The 14,201-nt window shown below is 62.0% G+C and carries 11 protein-coding genes and 2 pseudogenes; 7 read left to right on the top strand and 6 right to left on the bottom strand.

Annotated features, from left to right (window positions below; genetic code table 11):
- Window positions 1–45 precede the first annotated feature (45 nt).
- Genes K206_RS0128510 through K206_RS0128530 form a run of 6 tightly spaced genes read left to right on the top strand, consistent with a single transcriptional unit; the run spans window position 46 to window position 6,448 of the window.
- The gene (locus K206_RS0128510) at window positions 46–1,581 is read left to right on the top strand and encodes an efflux transporter outer membrane subunit (RefSeq protein WP_011489330.1); all 1,536 of its coding nucleotides are present in this window, start codon (window positions 46–48) and stop codon (window positions 1,579–1,581) included.
- A complete protein-coding gene (locus tag K206_RS0128515; RefSeq protein WP_011489329.1) occupies window positions 1,578–3,152 on the top strand; it encodes an MFS transporter in 1,575 nt (524 codons plus the stop codon). The genes K206_RS0128510 and K206_RS0128515 overlap by 4 nt, the downstream gene beginning before the upstream one ends.
- Before the next feature lie 7 nt (window positions 3,153–3,159).
- Window positions 3,160–4,194 (top strand): HlyD family secretion protein, encoded by a 1,035-nt coding sequence (locus tag K206_RS0128520; protein ID WP_011489328.1) that lies wholly within the window; start codon window positions 3,160–3,162, stop codon window positions 4,192–4,194.
- Between the two features lie 31 nt (window positions 4,195–4,225).
- A complete protein-coding gene (locus K206_RS0128525) occupies window positions 4,226–4,528 on the top strand; it encodes a DUF3861 domain-containing protein (protein WP_020205774.1) in 303 nt (100 codons plus the stop codon).
- Window positions 4,529–4,553: 25 nt separating this feature from the next.
- The gene (locus tag K206_RS41950; RefSeq protein ID WP_011489326.1) at window positions 4,554–5,216 is read left to right on the top strand and encodes an acyloxyacyl hydrolase; all 663 of its coding nucleotides are present in this window, start codon (window positions 4,554–4,556) and stop codon (window positions 5,214–5,216) included.
- Between the two features lie 50 nt (window positions 5,217–5,266).
- Complete coding sequence (locus K206_RS0128530; protein ID WP_038457526.1) at window positions 5,267–6,448, top strand: patatin-like phospholipase family protein; 1,182 nt, start codon at window positions 5,267–5,269, stop codon at window positions 6,446–6,448.
- Window positions 6,449–6,942: 494 nt separating this feature from the next.
- On the opposite strand, the gene K206_RS41955 is transcribed toward K206_RS0128530, so the two are convergent.
- The 4 genes from K206_RS41955 to K206_RS0128550 are packed head-to-tail and all read right to left on the bottom strand — an operon-like array spanning window position 6,943 to window position 12,050.
- On the bottom strand, window positions 6,943–7,959 hold the full coding sequence (locus K206_RS41955) for a PD40 domain-containing protein (protein WP_038457528.1): 1,017 nt from the start codon (window positions 7,957–7,959) through the stop codon (window positions 6,943–6,945).
- Between the two features lie 45 nt (window positions 7,960–8,004).
- Window positions 8,005–9,000, bottom strand: coding sequence for a carbon-nitrogen hydrolase family protein (locus K206_RS0128540; protein ID WP_011489323.1), 996 nt, complete (start codon window positions 8,998–9,000; stop codon window positions 8,005–8,007).
- 55 nt (window positions 9,001–9,055) lie between these two features.
- Window positions 9,056–10,468: a class I adenylate-forming enzyme family protein gene (locus K206_RS0128545; protein ID WP_011489322.1), complete on the bottom strand. Its 1,413-nt coding sequence runs from the start codon at window positions 10,466–10,468 to the stop codon at window positions 9,056–9,058.
- Between the two features lies 1 nt (window position 10,469).
- Window positions 10,470–12,050 carry a class I adenylate-forming enzyme family protein gene (locus K206_RS0128550; protein WP_011489321.1) on the bottom strand — a complete coding sequence of 527 codons (1,581 nt, stop codon included), beginning with the start codon at window positions 12,048–12,050 and terminating at the stop codon, window positions 10,470–10,472.
- 212 nt (window positions 12,051–12,262) lie between these two features.
- Here K206_RS0128550 and K206_RS0128555 point away from each other — a divergent pair, with 212 nt between their 5' ends.
- Window positions 12,263–13,219 (top strand): helix-turn-helix domain-containing protein, encoded by a 957-nt coding sequence (locus K206_RS0128555; RefSeq protein WP_020205777.1) that lies wholly within the window; start codon window positions 12,263–12,265, stop codon window positions 13,217–13,219.
- A 178-nt stretch (window positions 13,220–13,397) separates the two neighbouring features.
- Here the strand turns inward: K206_RS0128555 and K206_RS0128560 are convergent.
- Together K206_RS0128560 and K206_RS0128565 are read right to left on the bottom strand one after the other, a co-directional pair.
- Window positions 13,398–13,802, bottom strand: a pseudogene (locus tag K206_RS0128560) (glutathione-disulfide reductase); the annotation flags it as partial.
- 57 nt (window positions 13,803–13,859) lie between these two features.
- A pseudogene (locus K206_RS0128565) lies at window positions 13,860–14,093 on the bottom strand (IS3 family transposase); the annotation flags it as partial.
- Window positions 14,094–14,201 lie beyond the last annotated feature (108 nt).

Below are 14,201 nucleotides of genomic sequence, written 5' to 3' on the forward strand. Positions count from 1 at the left end.
TCAAACCGAGCGGTTCGGTACTATTCGTATATTGGGTGAACTTTCATGACGTCACAACCGCTGCTCTCACAACTGCTGCGACAGGCAGGCACGGCACTCTGCACGATCTCCCTGGTCGGTTGCGCGGTTGGTCCTGACTTCGTGAAACCCGACGACAGGCTCGCAGCCGTTCAACTGTCGCCCAGGGCGGACTACGCGCAGGCTCAGGAGACATCCGCCGCGAACTTCCCGTCTTCATGGTGGACGTTGTTCAACGATGACGTACTGGCGGATCTGCAAGCCCGTGCGCAGGCGGGCAACCTGAACCTGCAGATGGCTTCCGAGCGCATCGAGCAAAGTCGGGCGCAGTTGGGGATTGCCTCCTCGCTGCTGCTGCCCAGTGTGGGTGCTTCGGCGGGCTATTCCCGCGAGGCCATCAGCGAGCACGGCAAGTTTGCCGCGTTGGGTGCTCCGACGAGCGCGAGCGACTTCTGGCAGTTGGGATTCGACGCCAGTTGGGAACTCGACCTATGGGGCCGCGCGCGTCGATCGCGCGAAAGCGCCGCGGCCGCCTTCGAGGCCACGGTGTATGAGCGCGAGGCGGCACGCGTGGCCCTGTCCGCCGAGGTGGCCCGTACCTATCTCCAATTGCGCGGCACGCAAGCGCAACTGGACATCACCCGGCAGAACCTGGAGGTTGCCGATCGCACGCTCCGCCTTGCCGAAAGCCGTGAGCGCAATGGCGTCGCCACACGTTTTGAAACCGCTTCGGCGCGCGCGCAACTGGCAACGGTCGAGGCGCTGGTACCCGAATTGGTCCAGCGCCGCAACACGCTGATGAACGTCCTGGCATTGCTGCTGGGAGAGCAGCCGCGCGCCCTCGATGCGCAGTTGCTTGAAGCGATGCCTCTGCCGTCGCTTCCTTCCAATGTGCCGGTGGGCCTGCCCTCCGAATTGGCGCACAGGCGGCCGGACATACAGCGCGCCGAAGCCCAGCTCCATGCTGCGACGGCAGCCATCGGCGTCGCCAAAGCCGATTTCTACCCGCGAATCGGCCTCAAAGGCAGGGTCGGCGTCGAAGCCTTCGAGTTCAACGACCTCGACAGTTGGGATTCCCGGTTCTTCTCCGTCGGCCCCACGGTCTATCTTCCCATCTTCCAGGGCGGGCGTCTGAAGCAGCGCCTGGCGCTGAACGAGGCACGGCAAAGAACTGCCGCCATCGGCTACCGGCAGACGGTGCTGCAAGCCTGGCATGAAGTGGACAACGCCCTGGACGCCTGGGCAGCCCAGCAGAACCGCCATGCCGAGTTGGTGGTTTCGTACGAGCAGAACCAGCAGGCGCTGCATGCTGCCGAGCGCGGCTATCAGGAAGGCGCTGCCGACTACCTGAACGTCCTGGCCGCACAGCGCGGTGTCCTCGCAAGCCAGACCAGCCTCAATGCCAGCGCGACCAACGCCGCGCTCACCCTGGTCAATCTCTACAAATCCCTGGGCGGTGGCTGGGACCCCGGCGCATTCTCTTCCGAGCAGCAGACCGGCGGCGACGCGTCGCTGACGACCGCTGTGTCGTCGGCCACCTCGCAATCGAAGGTTGACCAATGAGCGCCGCAGCGTCGCAGTCGTCGACGGCGCCGCCGCCCGCGGCAACCGCTGCGGCAGCCCCTCCGAAGCGGGCGATTGCGGGACTGGTCGGCATCCTCATCGCGGCCATGATGGCCGGACTGAACAACCGCGTGGGCGCGCTGGCACTGGCCGACGTGCGTGGCGCGCTGGGCTTCGGCCTGGACGATGCCTCCTGGCTCACCACCGTCTATAGCGCGGGCGAAGTGATCGCCATGCCATTTTCAGCGTGGTTCGCCGTCACGCTTTCAGTGCGCCGCTTCGAGTTGTGGATGATTGGCACGTGCACTTTGCTGGCGGTGTGCATCCCCTTCATCCATGACCTCGATCTGCTGCTGGCCATGCGGTTTCTGCAGGGCATCGCCAGCGGCACAATGATTCCCGTGCTGATGATGGCGGCGTTGAAGTTTCTGCCGCCCCCCATCCGACTGCACGGACTGGCGCTGTATGCACTGACGGCCACCTTCTCGCCCAATCTCTCGATCTGGCTGGCGGGGCAATGGACGGATGGCCTGTTCGATTGGCGCTGGGTGTACTGGCAGATTCTTCCGCTCGCGGCGATTGCCGCCTTGACGATCGGATGGGGCCTGCCCAAAGACCCCATCCAGACAGACCGTTTCCCGCAGGCCAACTGGCCCGGTATGGCCTTCGGCGCACCGGCATTCGGCCTGATTGCCGTCGCCTTGGATCAGGGCGTTCGGCTGGACTGGTTCAATTCACCCCTCATCGTCGTCTCGCTGGTGGCCGGGCTGACGCTGCTGGGGGCCTATCTGCTAACGGAGTGGTATCACCCCACGCCGTTCATCAAGTTGCAGATGCTCAGCCGCCGCAACCTGGCGCTGGGCTTCACCTTGTTCATCTGCCTTCTGGTCGTGCTGACCTCCGGCGTGATGTTGCCAATGACCTTTCTCGGGCCACTGCAGAGCTACCGACCGCTTCAGATGGCACCGATCGGGCTGATCGTCGCGCTGCCTCAACTCGCCCTGGGTTCCGTGGTGGCGCTGTTCCTGTACCGGAAATGGGTCGATGCCCGATTCGTGTTCGCGGGCGGCCTGCTATTGATCGGCCTGGCGTGCTTCCTTGGCGCGCAACTGACTTCCGACTGGAACCGCGACCAGTTCGTGCTGACGCAGACGCTGCAAGCCTTTGGCCAGCCCATGGCGGTCGTCTCGCTGCTGTTCCTGGGTACCAGTGTCGTGCACCCCAGCGAAGGCCCGTATGTGTCGGGGAACATCAACACGCTGCGCGCCCTGGGGTCGCTAATCGGGGGCGCCGTGGTTGGGCAACTTGTGACCGTGAGTCAGCGGGTCCACGCGGAAATGCTGCTGGATCACGCTGCATTGGTAGGCAACTCCGTTCCGCTTGCCCTGGAGCCCGCTCAACTGATGGGAGTCATCGCCCAGCAGGCACTGGTACTGTCGGTCGCGGATGCCTATCGCGTCCTGGGCGTCTTGGCGCTGGTGATGGTCCCCTTCGTATTGCGACTGACCTACATTCCCGCTCCCATTTTGCAGGCCCCCGCTTCGCAATCCACATCGTCGTCCCAAGGATAGTTCCGCCATGGCCATGCCGAAAAAAGCCAAGATCACCAGTGCCGTGCTGCTCCTCGCAGTGGCAGTGGGCTGTGTCATTTATCTGAATCGCCCCGAATCCAGCGCATCGACCCAATCCACGGACGACGCCTATGTACAGGCCGATTTCACCCTCGTCGCCCCCCAGGTGTCGGGAGTGATCGGCAAGGTGCTGGTCGAAGAAAACCAACCAGTGAAAGCCGGGGATCTGCTTGCGGCCATCGACGATCGAGACTTCATCGTTGCGGTGGACGCGGCAAAGGCACAAGTCGCCGCCGCGAAGGCCAGCGTCGCGGGGCTTGCCGCGCGCGTGGCGCAGCAGGAGACCGCCATACGTCAGGCTCAGGCGACAGTCGCGGTGGACGACGCAGAACTCAAATTGGCAGAGGCCAACCAAAGGCGTTATCGGAACCTGGCTTCAGACGGATCAGGTTCGATCCAAGCGCGCCAACAGGCCGAGGCGCAGTTGGCCATTCGGCTGGCCAGCCGAGACAGGAACCGCGCGGGCCTGCAAGCGGCACGGCAACAGACGGACATCCTCAAAGCCGATCTTGAAAAAGCCAAGGCTGCACTTTCCCAAGCGCAGGCGGCGCAGGACGCGGCGGAGTTGAAGCTCTCCTATACCCAAATCACAGCGCCCATCAGCGGCCTCATCGGTCAGAAGTCAGTGCGCGTCGGCGCATTCGTGAATGCTGGCAAGCCGCTGGTGGCGGTGATCCCGCTCGATGCGGTCTACATCACGGCCAACTTCCGCGAAACGCAATTGGCACGTGTGCAGCCAGGGCAGTCGGTGGACATCAAGGTGGACGCCTTGCCGGGGGCCGTACTGAAGGGCACCGTGGAGAGCCTCGGACCGGCCAGTGGCGTCAGCTACTCGGCCGTCGCGCCACACAACGCCACGGGCAACTTCACCAAGATCGTCCAGCGCCTACCCGTGCGCATTCGCATTGACCCCGACCAGCCTGGTGCCGCGAATTTGCGCGTCGGTATGTCCGTGACGCCGAGGATCCACATCGGTGAATAGCGCCATTCGTCCAGCATGAGGAGCCATACAAATGAGGCAATACCGATATCGCGTAACTGTGGAGCAGTTGACTGATTCGCATGGCATCCCCAGCGATCGCAAGCCTCTGCAATTTGAGGCCGGAAATCATGACGACATCATCTCCGTCGTGACATGGCTTCGCAGCAGAGGTGACTTCAGTAGCCAAGATGACGCGGCGGCATTTGCGGTCGGGTTGAAGCTGTTTGCCTGGGCGATCCTGGCAAACAAGGATAACCCGCTTCTGTCTTCGTTCCTGCCGCATCTATATCAGTTCGTGAAGGAGCTAAAGGCTGGGTCGAAGACGGACCGATGACCCAGCTGCTCGCGCAACAAAGGATATGAAGGGACGCTGGGTCATGACACCTTGCTCAGAAACCACAGATAGGCTCGCCGGACTGAGGACCTGCAACGGTGGTGGGCATCGCGGCACTGTCATTGAACACGGCGTGCGCATTCTCTTTGGCACGGCCGTAGGTGCTCTGCCGGCTGTTTCTGCGGCCCAGGCTCGCTTTGTCGACGCGAAGATGTATGTGCAGGCTGGAGCGACTTCTTTGCAAGGCGACGCAACACGCGCAATGAACGTGGGCGTGATGGTGCCTTCTGGCCTCTTCAAGGGCATCAGTCGTGATGCGGGTCCGCTGACCCTGCATTGGGATCTATGGGGTGGCCATTGGAGGTCGCACCATGCTGATGGCACAACAGGCGGCTATTCCCAGCTTGGAGCCCTGATGGCTTGGCGCTACCAGCCCGCCGGACCGAAATCTCCTTGGTTCTTTGAGGCAGGCCTGGGAGGGAGCGTCTTGGACGGTCTCTACAACTCAGGGCAGCGTCGATTCAGCACGGCCTTCCAGTTCACGGAAGTGCTGGCAATTGGCTACCGCTTTGGGCCGGAAAAGGCCTACGAGGTTTCCTTGCGTGTACAGCACTTCTCGAATGCCGGCATCAAGAAACCCAATCCGGGTGAGAACTTTATGTCCTTGCGCTTCTCTCTCCCGTGGTGAAGGCGGCCGGGCATACTCGGGTGCCTGCGGTGGCACATACTAGGCCCGCCATGAGCGCCGAGAAGACGGCGCTCGTTCTGTCCGGTGGCGGTGCACGCGCTGCCTACCAGGTTGGCGTGTTGCAGGGTCTGGTGAGATTGCGCCGCGAACGTCTGGGCGACGGGGCTCCGAACCCATTCGGCATCCTATGCGGTACTTCGGCAGGTGCAATCAATGCCGCCGCTTTAGCCTGCCGGGCAGACTCCTTTGATGCGGGCGTGGAGACAATCGCCGCAGTTTGGCGAAACTTTCGCGCTGATCAGGTGTATCGCACCGATGCGCTTGGTATCGCCCGCAGCGGTGCACAGTGGCTGAGCGCGATTTCGGTAGGCTGGATGTTGGCGCGCTGGCGCAAAGAAGGGCCACGTTCGCTGCTGGACAATGAACCTTTGGCCGAACTGCTGCGACATTGGGCGCCGCTGGAACTGCTACCGCGCATGCTGGCCGAGCGTCATCTGCACGCGCTGGCGCTAGGCGCGTCCAGCTACACCAGCGGCGAACACCTCACCTTCTTTGAGGCCACCGGCGACATGACGGGCTATGAACGCTCGCAGCGGCTGGCCGTACCCATGCGACTGGGGCTGGAGCACCTGCTCGCTTCGGCGGCGATCCCCTTCGTATTTCCAGCACAGCGTATCGAGCATGCGGAGCACGCCGGCTGGTACGGCGACGGCTCGATGCGGCAAACCTCACCGATCTCGCCGGCGATCCATCTCGGTGCGCAGCGTATGCTCATCGTTGGTGCCGGTCGGCTGCATGAACCGCGTGGGCGAATCGTGCGTGATGGCGGTTACCCGACACTGGCTCAAGTTGGTGGGCACGTGCTGTCGAACGTCTTTCTCGATTCGCTCGCGGTGGACATCGAGCGTATGGAGCGCGTCAACCGTACCCTGGAAATGATGACGCTGGGGCAGCGCCTGGCCACCTCACTGCGGTCGGTGAAGGCGCTGGTGATCGCGCCAAGCGAGCGCATTGACGACATCGCGGCTCGGCACCAGAAGTACCTGCCGCGAACGGTGCGCGCGCTGTTGCGCGGCGTGGGTTCGTCCAGCGCGAGCAGTGACCTGAGCGGTTCCGCTCTGGCGAGCTACCTGTTGTTCGAGGCTCCTTTCACCCAGGAGGTAATGGCGCTGGGTGAGCGCGACACGTTGGCACAACGGCAGGCAGTCTGTGATTTCTTCGGGTGGCTTTGAGGCGTGCGCTTCACCCCCAAGCCGAGGCACTTCCAGGAAAGGCGTTGGCAGACCATTCGCGCAGTGGAACGCACCCCATATGGCGCTTCGAGGGCAAGGGATTTCCGATCGACGTGCCCGTGCGTAGCCGCAAGGAAGCGTCCGAAGGTCCGCCGCTGATCCAGGCGCATGGCTTTGGCGTGATCTATGTGCCCTCGCTGGTGGTGCAGCCGCAGAGGGACCAAGGCGAACTGACGCGGTGTTGCGGGGCTATGGATGCACCGGTATGTGGCTCTCCGCTGCATACTTGGAGCGGCGTCACAACAGCGCCGCGCAGCGGGCGCTGCTGGACGACCTGGAGGCGCGCACCGGCCAGCGCGGGCGGTATGGCGGCAAGGCGCTACGCACGACGTCTAGCACGGGAAGTTCCGCGGCGCCGCCTCGCTGAGCAACTCGGAAGCATTGCCGCTTACCCGCGCAGCGCGGCACTGGCCTCGCGGGGTCTTGGTTCGCTCTTATTTTGCCGTTCTGCGGTCTTCGCGCGCGCGAACGACTTCATAGATGTCCAGGCCGCCCTTGCCACCAGGACGATCAGACACGAAAGTCAGAATCTCGCCGTCCCCAGTGACTGCTGGCATTTGATCTTCATACTTGGTGTTGATCAGCGAGGGCAGAGGCTTGATAGGCTTCTTCCATTGCGACGGGTCCCTGGCATTCGCACCAGCCTCAAATTGCCAGATGTCGCTGCCGCCAACGCCGTCCGGGTAGATCGCCCACACATAGCGATGCTTGGGGTCAATGTGACCATCCATGTCCGGGATGCTGTTCGGCAGGATTCTCGCAGCGCCTGCCTTGCGGGTGAGTCGGTCGAAGCGGGTGACCTTGAAATCGAGATTGACCGGGTTCGCATCCTTCGCAGAAGTGAAGTAGATGTTGGCCTTTCCGTCGTAGTTGGGGCAGGAATCGATTCCTGAACTGTTCGGCCCGCCATCGTTCTCGCAACCGAGATTGACTGGCTGCTCCCATGCCATGTCGTCTCTGATGTTTCTACGGTAGCTGGCATACAGATCGAGTCCACCGCACCCCCCGGGCCGATCGCTTGCGAAGAACAGCCAATGACCATCATCGGATTGGAGCGCGCTGTGATCCGCATAGCCGCTGTTCACGCCCCTGGGCAGCAACTTCGGATCGCCCCAAGGAGAACTGCGTGTTGCGCGGTGGCTTACGTACACGCTATAGCGCGTTGGTGTGCCGTCCTTGCCCATGTACCATCCGTCCTCCGCGTTCGCGGGCGCCACGCCGCCTGGCCGATTCGACGAGAAGTACAAGGTCAGTCCGTCACCCGTGATCGTGGCCCAGCCGTCGTGGTACTCGGTGTTGATCGGTGCGCCGGCGTTCTTGACCATCCAGACGCTATTGGCGGAACCTGGATTGGGTGCGATGCGCTCGGCATGTACCTGTGCTTGAGTGGTGAGCGCAAGCGCCACGAGGCCAAAGGCCGCGGCCGCAGGACGGGACTTGAGAATAGACAAGATTGTTCTCGCGGACACGGATGTCTCCTTTCTCGGTAAATTCACTCATTCGCCTTGGGTGTTGTATTCGGTGGGGTCGGCCTGGAAGCTGTGAACGCGGGTCGCCGGCTTCGAATTCCACAGCAGCCGAACGACATCGGGGCGGGAATAGTGTCCGGTGGGGTCATATGCCGCCTTGGCCACGCCGATGAAGCCAAGATCTACATCGGCGTAGAGCAAGCCCTCTTGCGTCTCCGGAAACGGCTCGCACAGCGGCTTGGCGTCCGGACCGAAGATCTGCGCGAATCCCCCACCTTCAAGCAGCAGCTGCCGTTTCTGCGGCGTGTCAGCCAGCATCTCCAGCATTTCCTTGGACACCAACGCGCAAGGAGCCAGCACATAGCAGCCGCCCTCGAGCGCATACACTTGGCTTGCAGCCAGATTGGCTTCCGGGCTCAGCTGAAAGGCTGCCCCTCTGTAGACTGAAAAGCTCGGCCAAGCCGCCACATGGATCTGCTCATTCTGCGAATACATGGCGTACTTGCTGAGCGGTTGAATGTGCTCGGCGCAAGACAGTGCGCCAATGCGGCCGATGCTCGTTTGATGCACCGAAAGATGGCTTCCATCGCCCTCGCCGTAGACAGTCCTTTCGGCATGCGTTGGCTTGAGCTTTCGACGGGTGCTCACGACTCGCCCTTCATCGTCGATGATGGCTTGAGCAATGTACAGCGTACCGTCCTGACGCTCGCAGAACCCGAGGACAACGAATATCCTGTGCTCGGCAGCAGCAGCGCATAGGCGTTCCCACTGCGGACTTCCCACCAACAGGGCATTCTCGAAATGCCTCTGGACAAACTGCATGCCCCATGCAGGCGAGTCGAGCCAGATCCACCACGGGTACCCCGGAAGCCAGACCTCGGGAAACGCAATCAGCTTGGCGCCGTTTTTCGCGGCTTCTTCAATAAGGCGGACCGCCTTCTCGACGCCCTTGTCCAAATTAAGAAACTCTGGGGCCGCCTGAACGGCGGCGACCTTGTACTTGGCAATTTCAGAAGTTGTCATCTAGATGTCCTATCTGAAGTAAATGGAGTTCCGCTACAGCCGCGGCTGGCGTTGATCAGGCGGAGAGCACTCGAACAACGCGGGGGACCTTGAATTTGGCAAGGCGCATCCCGAGTTCGGCGCGAATGCGCTGCGTCCATTCCTCGTCGGAGGCTTGCGAGTCCTCGGTCACCAGTTCAGCAACCAGCGTGATGCCCCAAGGTGGCATGTCCTCGCCTGTAACGCGTGCCTGACGAATCCCGGGAATTGCCATGAGAGCCTCTTCGATCTCCTCGGGATAGATGTGGTATCCAGCGCAATTGATCTGGCGATCAGATCGTCCCAAATGGAACAGGAACCCGTCGCCGTCTCGACGGACGATGTCGCCTGTGTGGCACCAGCCGTCGTTGTCGGCGAACTCCTTGACGACGGTATCGGCACGAACGCACAGTTCCCCTTCGGCTGGGCCGTCATGATGTCCGCCGACGGTGACTTCGATGCCGGCGATCGGGCGTCCGCAGCTGTTCATTCGGTCTTCGCGCAATCTGCCGTCGTGGCAAAGCTCGTCCCCACGCAGGATCGACAAGGGCCAGCCTGCTTCCATGCGACCATAGATCTGGTGCAGCGAAGGCCCGAACGCATCGATCGCTATCTGCAACTCATCGACGCCCAGAGGTGCACCGCCATAGACGACCCGACGAAGACGGTGCAGCGGGTACATGTCCACGCCTTCAGCGGCACTGATCCGCTTGACCATTTCTGAGATCAACACCACGGAAGTCACTTTGTGATCCGAGATCGCCCGCAAGACGGTGGCGACATCGAAGCGAGGGAGTACGACTTGCGGCAGGCCCATGGCGATGAAAGGAAATGTCCCGATCTGACAAGTCCCATGAATGATCTGCTGGGTCGTAAGAAAGTGGTCGTCGCCGCTAACGGGAGCGCCGTATGCGCCCGTCATGAATAGACGCATGCTCGTCGTCAGCGATGCAGCCCAGTTCCGGTACGACATCGTGACAGCCACCAGCTCGCCGTTTGTGATCTGCCTTGGGTAGACGACGGCAGGTTCGTCGCGAACCCACTCACCGGGCGAGAGAGCCGTCCCCTCCAGTGGCGTTGCGTCGCTGTGCACCAGCGCATCGCCTCCGAGCAGATCTGCGTGCTCCGGATCGGCGACGATGCGGTCGACCCCTGCCGCCAGAAAGAGCTTGCGCGCTTCGTCCACCGCTAGGGCGGGATCGGCGGCTACGCGGACCGCCCCCAGCCACTCCACGGCGAGAAATGCTTCGACGGCAGCGATGCTGTTCGAATACCAAAGGCCGATGCGCTTCCGGCGCAGGCCACGCTCTGCCAGATTGCCAGCCAATGCAGCCACGACCGCAGCCAGTTCGAAACCCGTCTTTCCGCTGCCATCAACTCTAGAGAGGATGCGCTGGTGGCCTGCGCGCATCAATCCATGGTGGGTGAGCTGTCCTGCGATCAGCTGCATGTCAACCCGCATGCCGTGCCGTGAGCTGCGCCTGCAGGTCGGCGCGTCTAACCTTCGCGCCGGAGAGCACGGTCGGCAGCTCGTCCAGGATGAACACGGCGTGCAGTGTCTCGTGGGGCTTTAGTCTCTTACAACCGGCAAGACGGATTTCGGCTGCCATGGCGTCGCCGGATTCGGCGCCGGGACGCAGCGCGACGCCCGCCACCAGGCGATCCACCCCGCCGATGCGCACCGCGACGACGCCGCACTGCCGCACGCTCGGGTGCGCAAGGATCTGTTCTTCGACCGTATGTGGGTAGACGGTGCGGCCGTTGATGTTGATGACGTCGGTGCAGCGATCGACGTAGTAGGCGAAACCACACTCGTCCATGTAGGCCAAATCGCGGGGTTTGAACCAGTCATTGGCGTCGAGTGCTGAAAGATCCAGCCGGTCTACGTAACGACCGCGAGACATTGGACTGCGTGCGCGGATCTCGCCAACTTCGCCCGGCGCCTGCCGTTCGCCGAGATCATTGACGACGTCCAGCTGAAATAGGAACGACGCGGGTCGGCCGATGCTTCCCCAGCGGCGTTCATCGTCCTCTACATCGCTCCACAGCAACCGCGTCGCGACGCCTCCCATCTCAGTGACACCGTACGCATGGCACCACACGTCGCCCAGCAACCGGCTGGTCCGTTGCAGCAGCTCGGGCGTGGCAAAGAAGACGATCAGCCTGCGCAGGCAGTGCTCGATGCCGCCGCGCGATTCGATTTCGTCGAGGAGCTGAGGTAGCAGGGGGCCTGGCACGAAGGCATTGGTGACCCCGTGTCGCACGATTGCATCGACCACCCTCCCTGGATCGAACCGCTCGTCGTCCAGTATCACGTTCCGGGCTCCCCGGACGAGGTGCGGGTAGAGATTGTGTGCACCGCTGCACCATTGCAGAGAATGGAAATGCAGGCACACGTCGTCCTTGGAGAGAGAGCCCGCGTTGGGACCAAAGGAGTCCAGGTGCTCCAGATTCTGCGAGACCATCGCCAGCCATGCGCGGTGGGACATTTCCCAGAGCTTGGGCATGCCAGTAGTGCCGCTCGTCGGCTGAAGATAGTAGGGAGCGTCATCGTCCACCTCGAAGTGCGGCTCCTCGTCACTCGCTTGATCTAGCAGAGTGGCAAAGGGAGTCGCCCATCCAGGCACCTCGTGTTCTGCACCGATGCCGACCAGATGGAGGGCCTTGAGCGCGTCGAGATGCTCGGCGATCGCCTGCGCGAACCGCACATCGAACACCAGAACCCGCGCCTTCGCGGCACGTAAAGTCGCGATGTGAGTCTGGATCGGGAGATGCGCATGCAAGGCGACGCGAGGAAATCCGAACTTGTCGAAACCGAGCCAGCAGTGAACAATTTCCCTTCGGTTGTACGACAAAACCCCGATGGCGCTGCCCCGCGGGATTTTTAGTCGATCAGCGATTGCGGAACCAGCCTTGTTCGCCTGCCTGTTGAGTTCAAAGTATGTTTCCTGTCCGTCGTCCGTCACCAGTGCGGTGCGTTCGGCATACTGCGTTGCCGCAGTCGCGATGGCCAGTCCCGGCTCGATCTTCATGTCTTCCTCTCGTGGTAGTTCGTCCTATTTGCCGTTTTCGCTACGACTGACGCCGATGCCTCTGCACTTCGGCATGTGTCTGCGTTCAGGCGCCCGACGGACATGCGGGACCCCGTGCAAGACCTATGTGTCGCTGCGGGCATCGCAATGTAGGATGCAAAAGCCACAAAAGTTTTCCTCCTAGCGCAGCGTTTCTTGTCCTGGAGTGCAATATGCAGACGAGCTCCTGCTTCACCACGGACGGGATGGCGATGGCGGATCGCCTCCCGTACTGGAACGAGGTCGTTTCGAGTACGTTCATCCCGTCGAGCGTGCAGCCTCCCCGTGCAGGCGAGTTCCGAGCAAGCCTGCACAACGAGCGACTGGGCGAGGCGGAGCTTACGGTTGTTCGCGCTTCGCCACAGCGCGTGGCGAGAACCAGCGCACTGATCCGCCTGTCGAGCGATGAATGCCTGATGTTCGGCTTTGCGCCCAAAGCCCGATGGAAAGTCAGCCAGCACGGCCGAACTGTCCAGGTTGCACCGATGCAGTTCGTGCTCTACGACTCGAACTATCCCTTCGAGCTTGAGTTCGACGAGGACTTCGACCTGCATGTGCTGCAGTTGCCGCACGCAAGTCTTGCGTTTGCTGGGAGCAGGCTTTCGGATGTTGCGGGCAGGCCGTTCGACGCAGTGTCAGGCGCGGGTAAGTTGCTGGCGTCCTTGATCGAGGAGGTCCGCAGCGGCCATACGTCTTCCGGAGTGATTGCCAGGACATCGCTTGGCAGCGTCGCAGTCCATCTGGCAACCTCGATGGTTTCCGAGTTGCTCGAGCTTCGAACCGATGAGGCCAACGAGCGCGAACTCCGGCTGCTCAGGGTGAAATCGTACATTGAGTTGAACCTGGCCAACCCGAGGCTCGACCCGCATGCGATTGCATCGGCCAACGGAATGTCGGTACGCACGCTGCATGGGCTCTTCAGCGCCGAGGAACTGGGAGTGTCGACCTACGTCACCCATCGGCGTCTTCTGCGGTGCAAAGAGGACCTCGGCAATGCGATGCACTCGTCGCTGTCCGTGGCCGGGATCGCGATGCGATGGGGTTTCTGGAATAACGCCTACTTCAGCCGCGCATTCAAGCGGATGTTCGGCATTTCGCCGCGCTCATACCGGATTGGTCGGAGACCGTAGCACGACTCCAGCCCGGTGCTCGCAGCGCTGCAAACGAGCGATAACGGCGTCAGAAAAATGCGTGCGCCGCCTAGTAGGTCTGCATCGGGGTCGCGTCGCGGCCTCCAAGTGAGTGCTGCGGGCGACGCTCTTGCGCCAGCTCGAGCGTGAGCTCGGCTCAGGTGCGAGTGCCGGCAGGTTAAATGTCAAGGGCGCTTGCCGGACTCGCGACCGGATTGCGCAGTGTCACGATCTCTTCAGCCAAAGTCGGATGGATGCCGATAGTGCTGTCAAATACGGCTTTGGTAGCCCCGGCCTTTATGGCCACTGCGAACCCCTGCACAATCTCGCCTGCGTCCTGGCCAACAATATGCAGGCCTACGACGCGGTCGCTGGCGGTATCTACCACCAACTTGACCAGGGCGCGCTCGGTGCTGCCCGACAGAGTGTGCTTGAGCGGCCTGAACGCGCTTCGATACACCGCCACTTCCCCGAATTCTTCGCGCGCCTGCGCCTCGCTGTATCCCACGGTTCCGATGCTGGGGTCCGTGAAAACGGCCGTGGGAATGAAGTCGTAGCGCATCTTGCGTTGTCCTTGCCCAAAGTGTCCGCGCCGAAGTAAATCTGAGCCACCGGGGGTGCGGCGGATTTCTTGGACTGGTTATGCCATGAGCCCCAGGCTCTTGCGATATTCAACAGGGCTGAGAGCGCCCAGTGAGATCTTGATCCGTTTCTCGTTGTACCAGCGGATGTATGCGTCCAGGGCCTGGGTGAACTGCTCGATGCTCGCGGCTTTCCCGTCTCGAGGGTAGAACATTTCCGTCTTCAGCCTGCCGAAGAAGCCCTCGCAGGCGGCGTTGTCAGGCGAGCACCCTTTGCGTGACATCGAACGAATCGTAAGCCGTCAATTGACCACGCCCTTGTTCAGGGAGCGATGAGCTGTGAGGCTACGTGCCCATGTATATAGCACCATGAAGCGGCCCCGATTCCCGTTTCACGGCCG

The sequence above is a fragment of the Cupriavidus sp. WS genome, assembly GCF_000395345.1.
Lineage (GTDB): Bacteria > Pseudomonadota > Gammaproteobacteria > Burkholderiales > Burkholderiaceae > Cupriavidus > Cupriavidus basilensis_B.

What these genes read in the sequence shown, in the direction of transcription:
- K206_RS0128515 (WP_011489329.1), top strand. Translation starts at nt 1,578, where the DNA reads ATGAGCGCCGCAGCGTCGCAGTCGTCGACGGCGCCGCCGCCCGCGGCA.
- K206_RS0128545 (WP_011489322.1), bottom strand. Translation starts at nt 10,468, where the DNA reads ATGCAGCTGATCGCAGGACAGCTCACCCACCATGGATTGATGCGCGCA.
- K206_RS0128530 (WP_038457526.1), top strand. Translation starts at nt 5,267, where the DNA reads ATGAGCGCCGAGAAGACGGCGCTCGTTCTGTCCGGTGGCGGTGCACGC.
- K206_RS41950 (WP_011489326.1), top strand. Translation starts at nt 4,554, where the DNA reads ATGAAGGGACGCTGGGTCATGACACCTTGCTCAGAAACCACAGATAGG.
- K206_RS0128555 (WP_020205777.1), top strand. Translation starts at nt 12,263, where the DNA reads ATGCAGACGAGCTCCTGCTTCACCACGGACGGGATGGCGATGGCGGAT.
- K206_RS0128525 (WP_020205774.1), top strand. Translation starts at nt 4,226, where the DNA reads ATGAGGCAATACCGATATCGCGTAACTGTGGAGCAGTTGACTGATTCG.
- K206_RS0128510 (WP_011489330.1), top strand. Translation starts at nt 46, where the DNA reads ATGACGTCACAACCGCTGCTCTCACAACTGCTGCGACAGGCAGGCACG.
- K206_RS0128520 (WP_011489328.1), top strand. Translation starts at nt 3,160, where the DNA reads ATGGCCATGCCGAAAAAAGCCAAGATCACCAGTGCCGTGCTGCTCCTC.
- K206_RS0128550 (WP_011489321.1), bottom strand. Translation starts at nt 12,050, where the DNA reads ATGAAGATCGAGCCGGGACTGGCCATCGCGACTGCGGCAACGCAGTAT.
- K206_RS0128540 (WP_011489323.1), bottom strand. Translation starts at nt 9,000, where the DNA reads ATGACAACTTCTGAAATTGCCAAGTACAAGGTCGCCGCCGTTCAGGCG.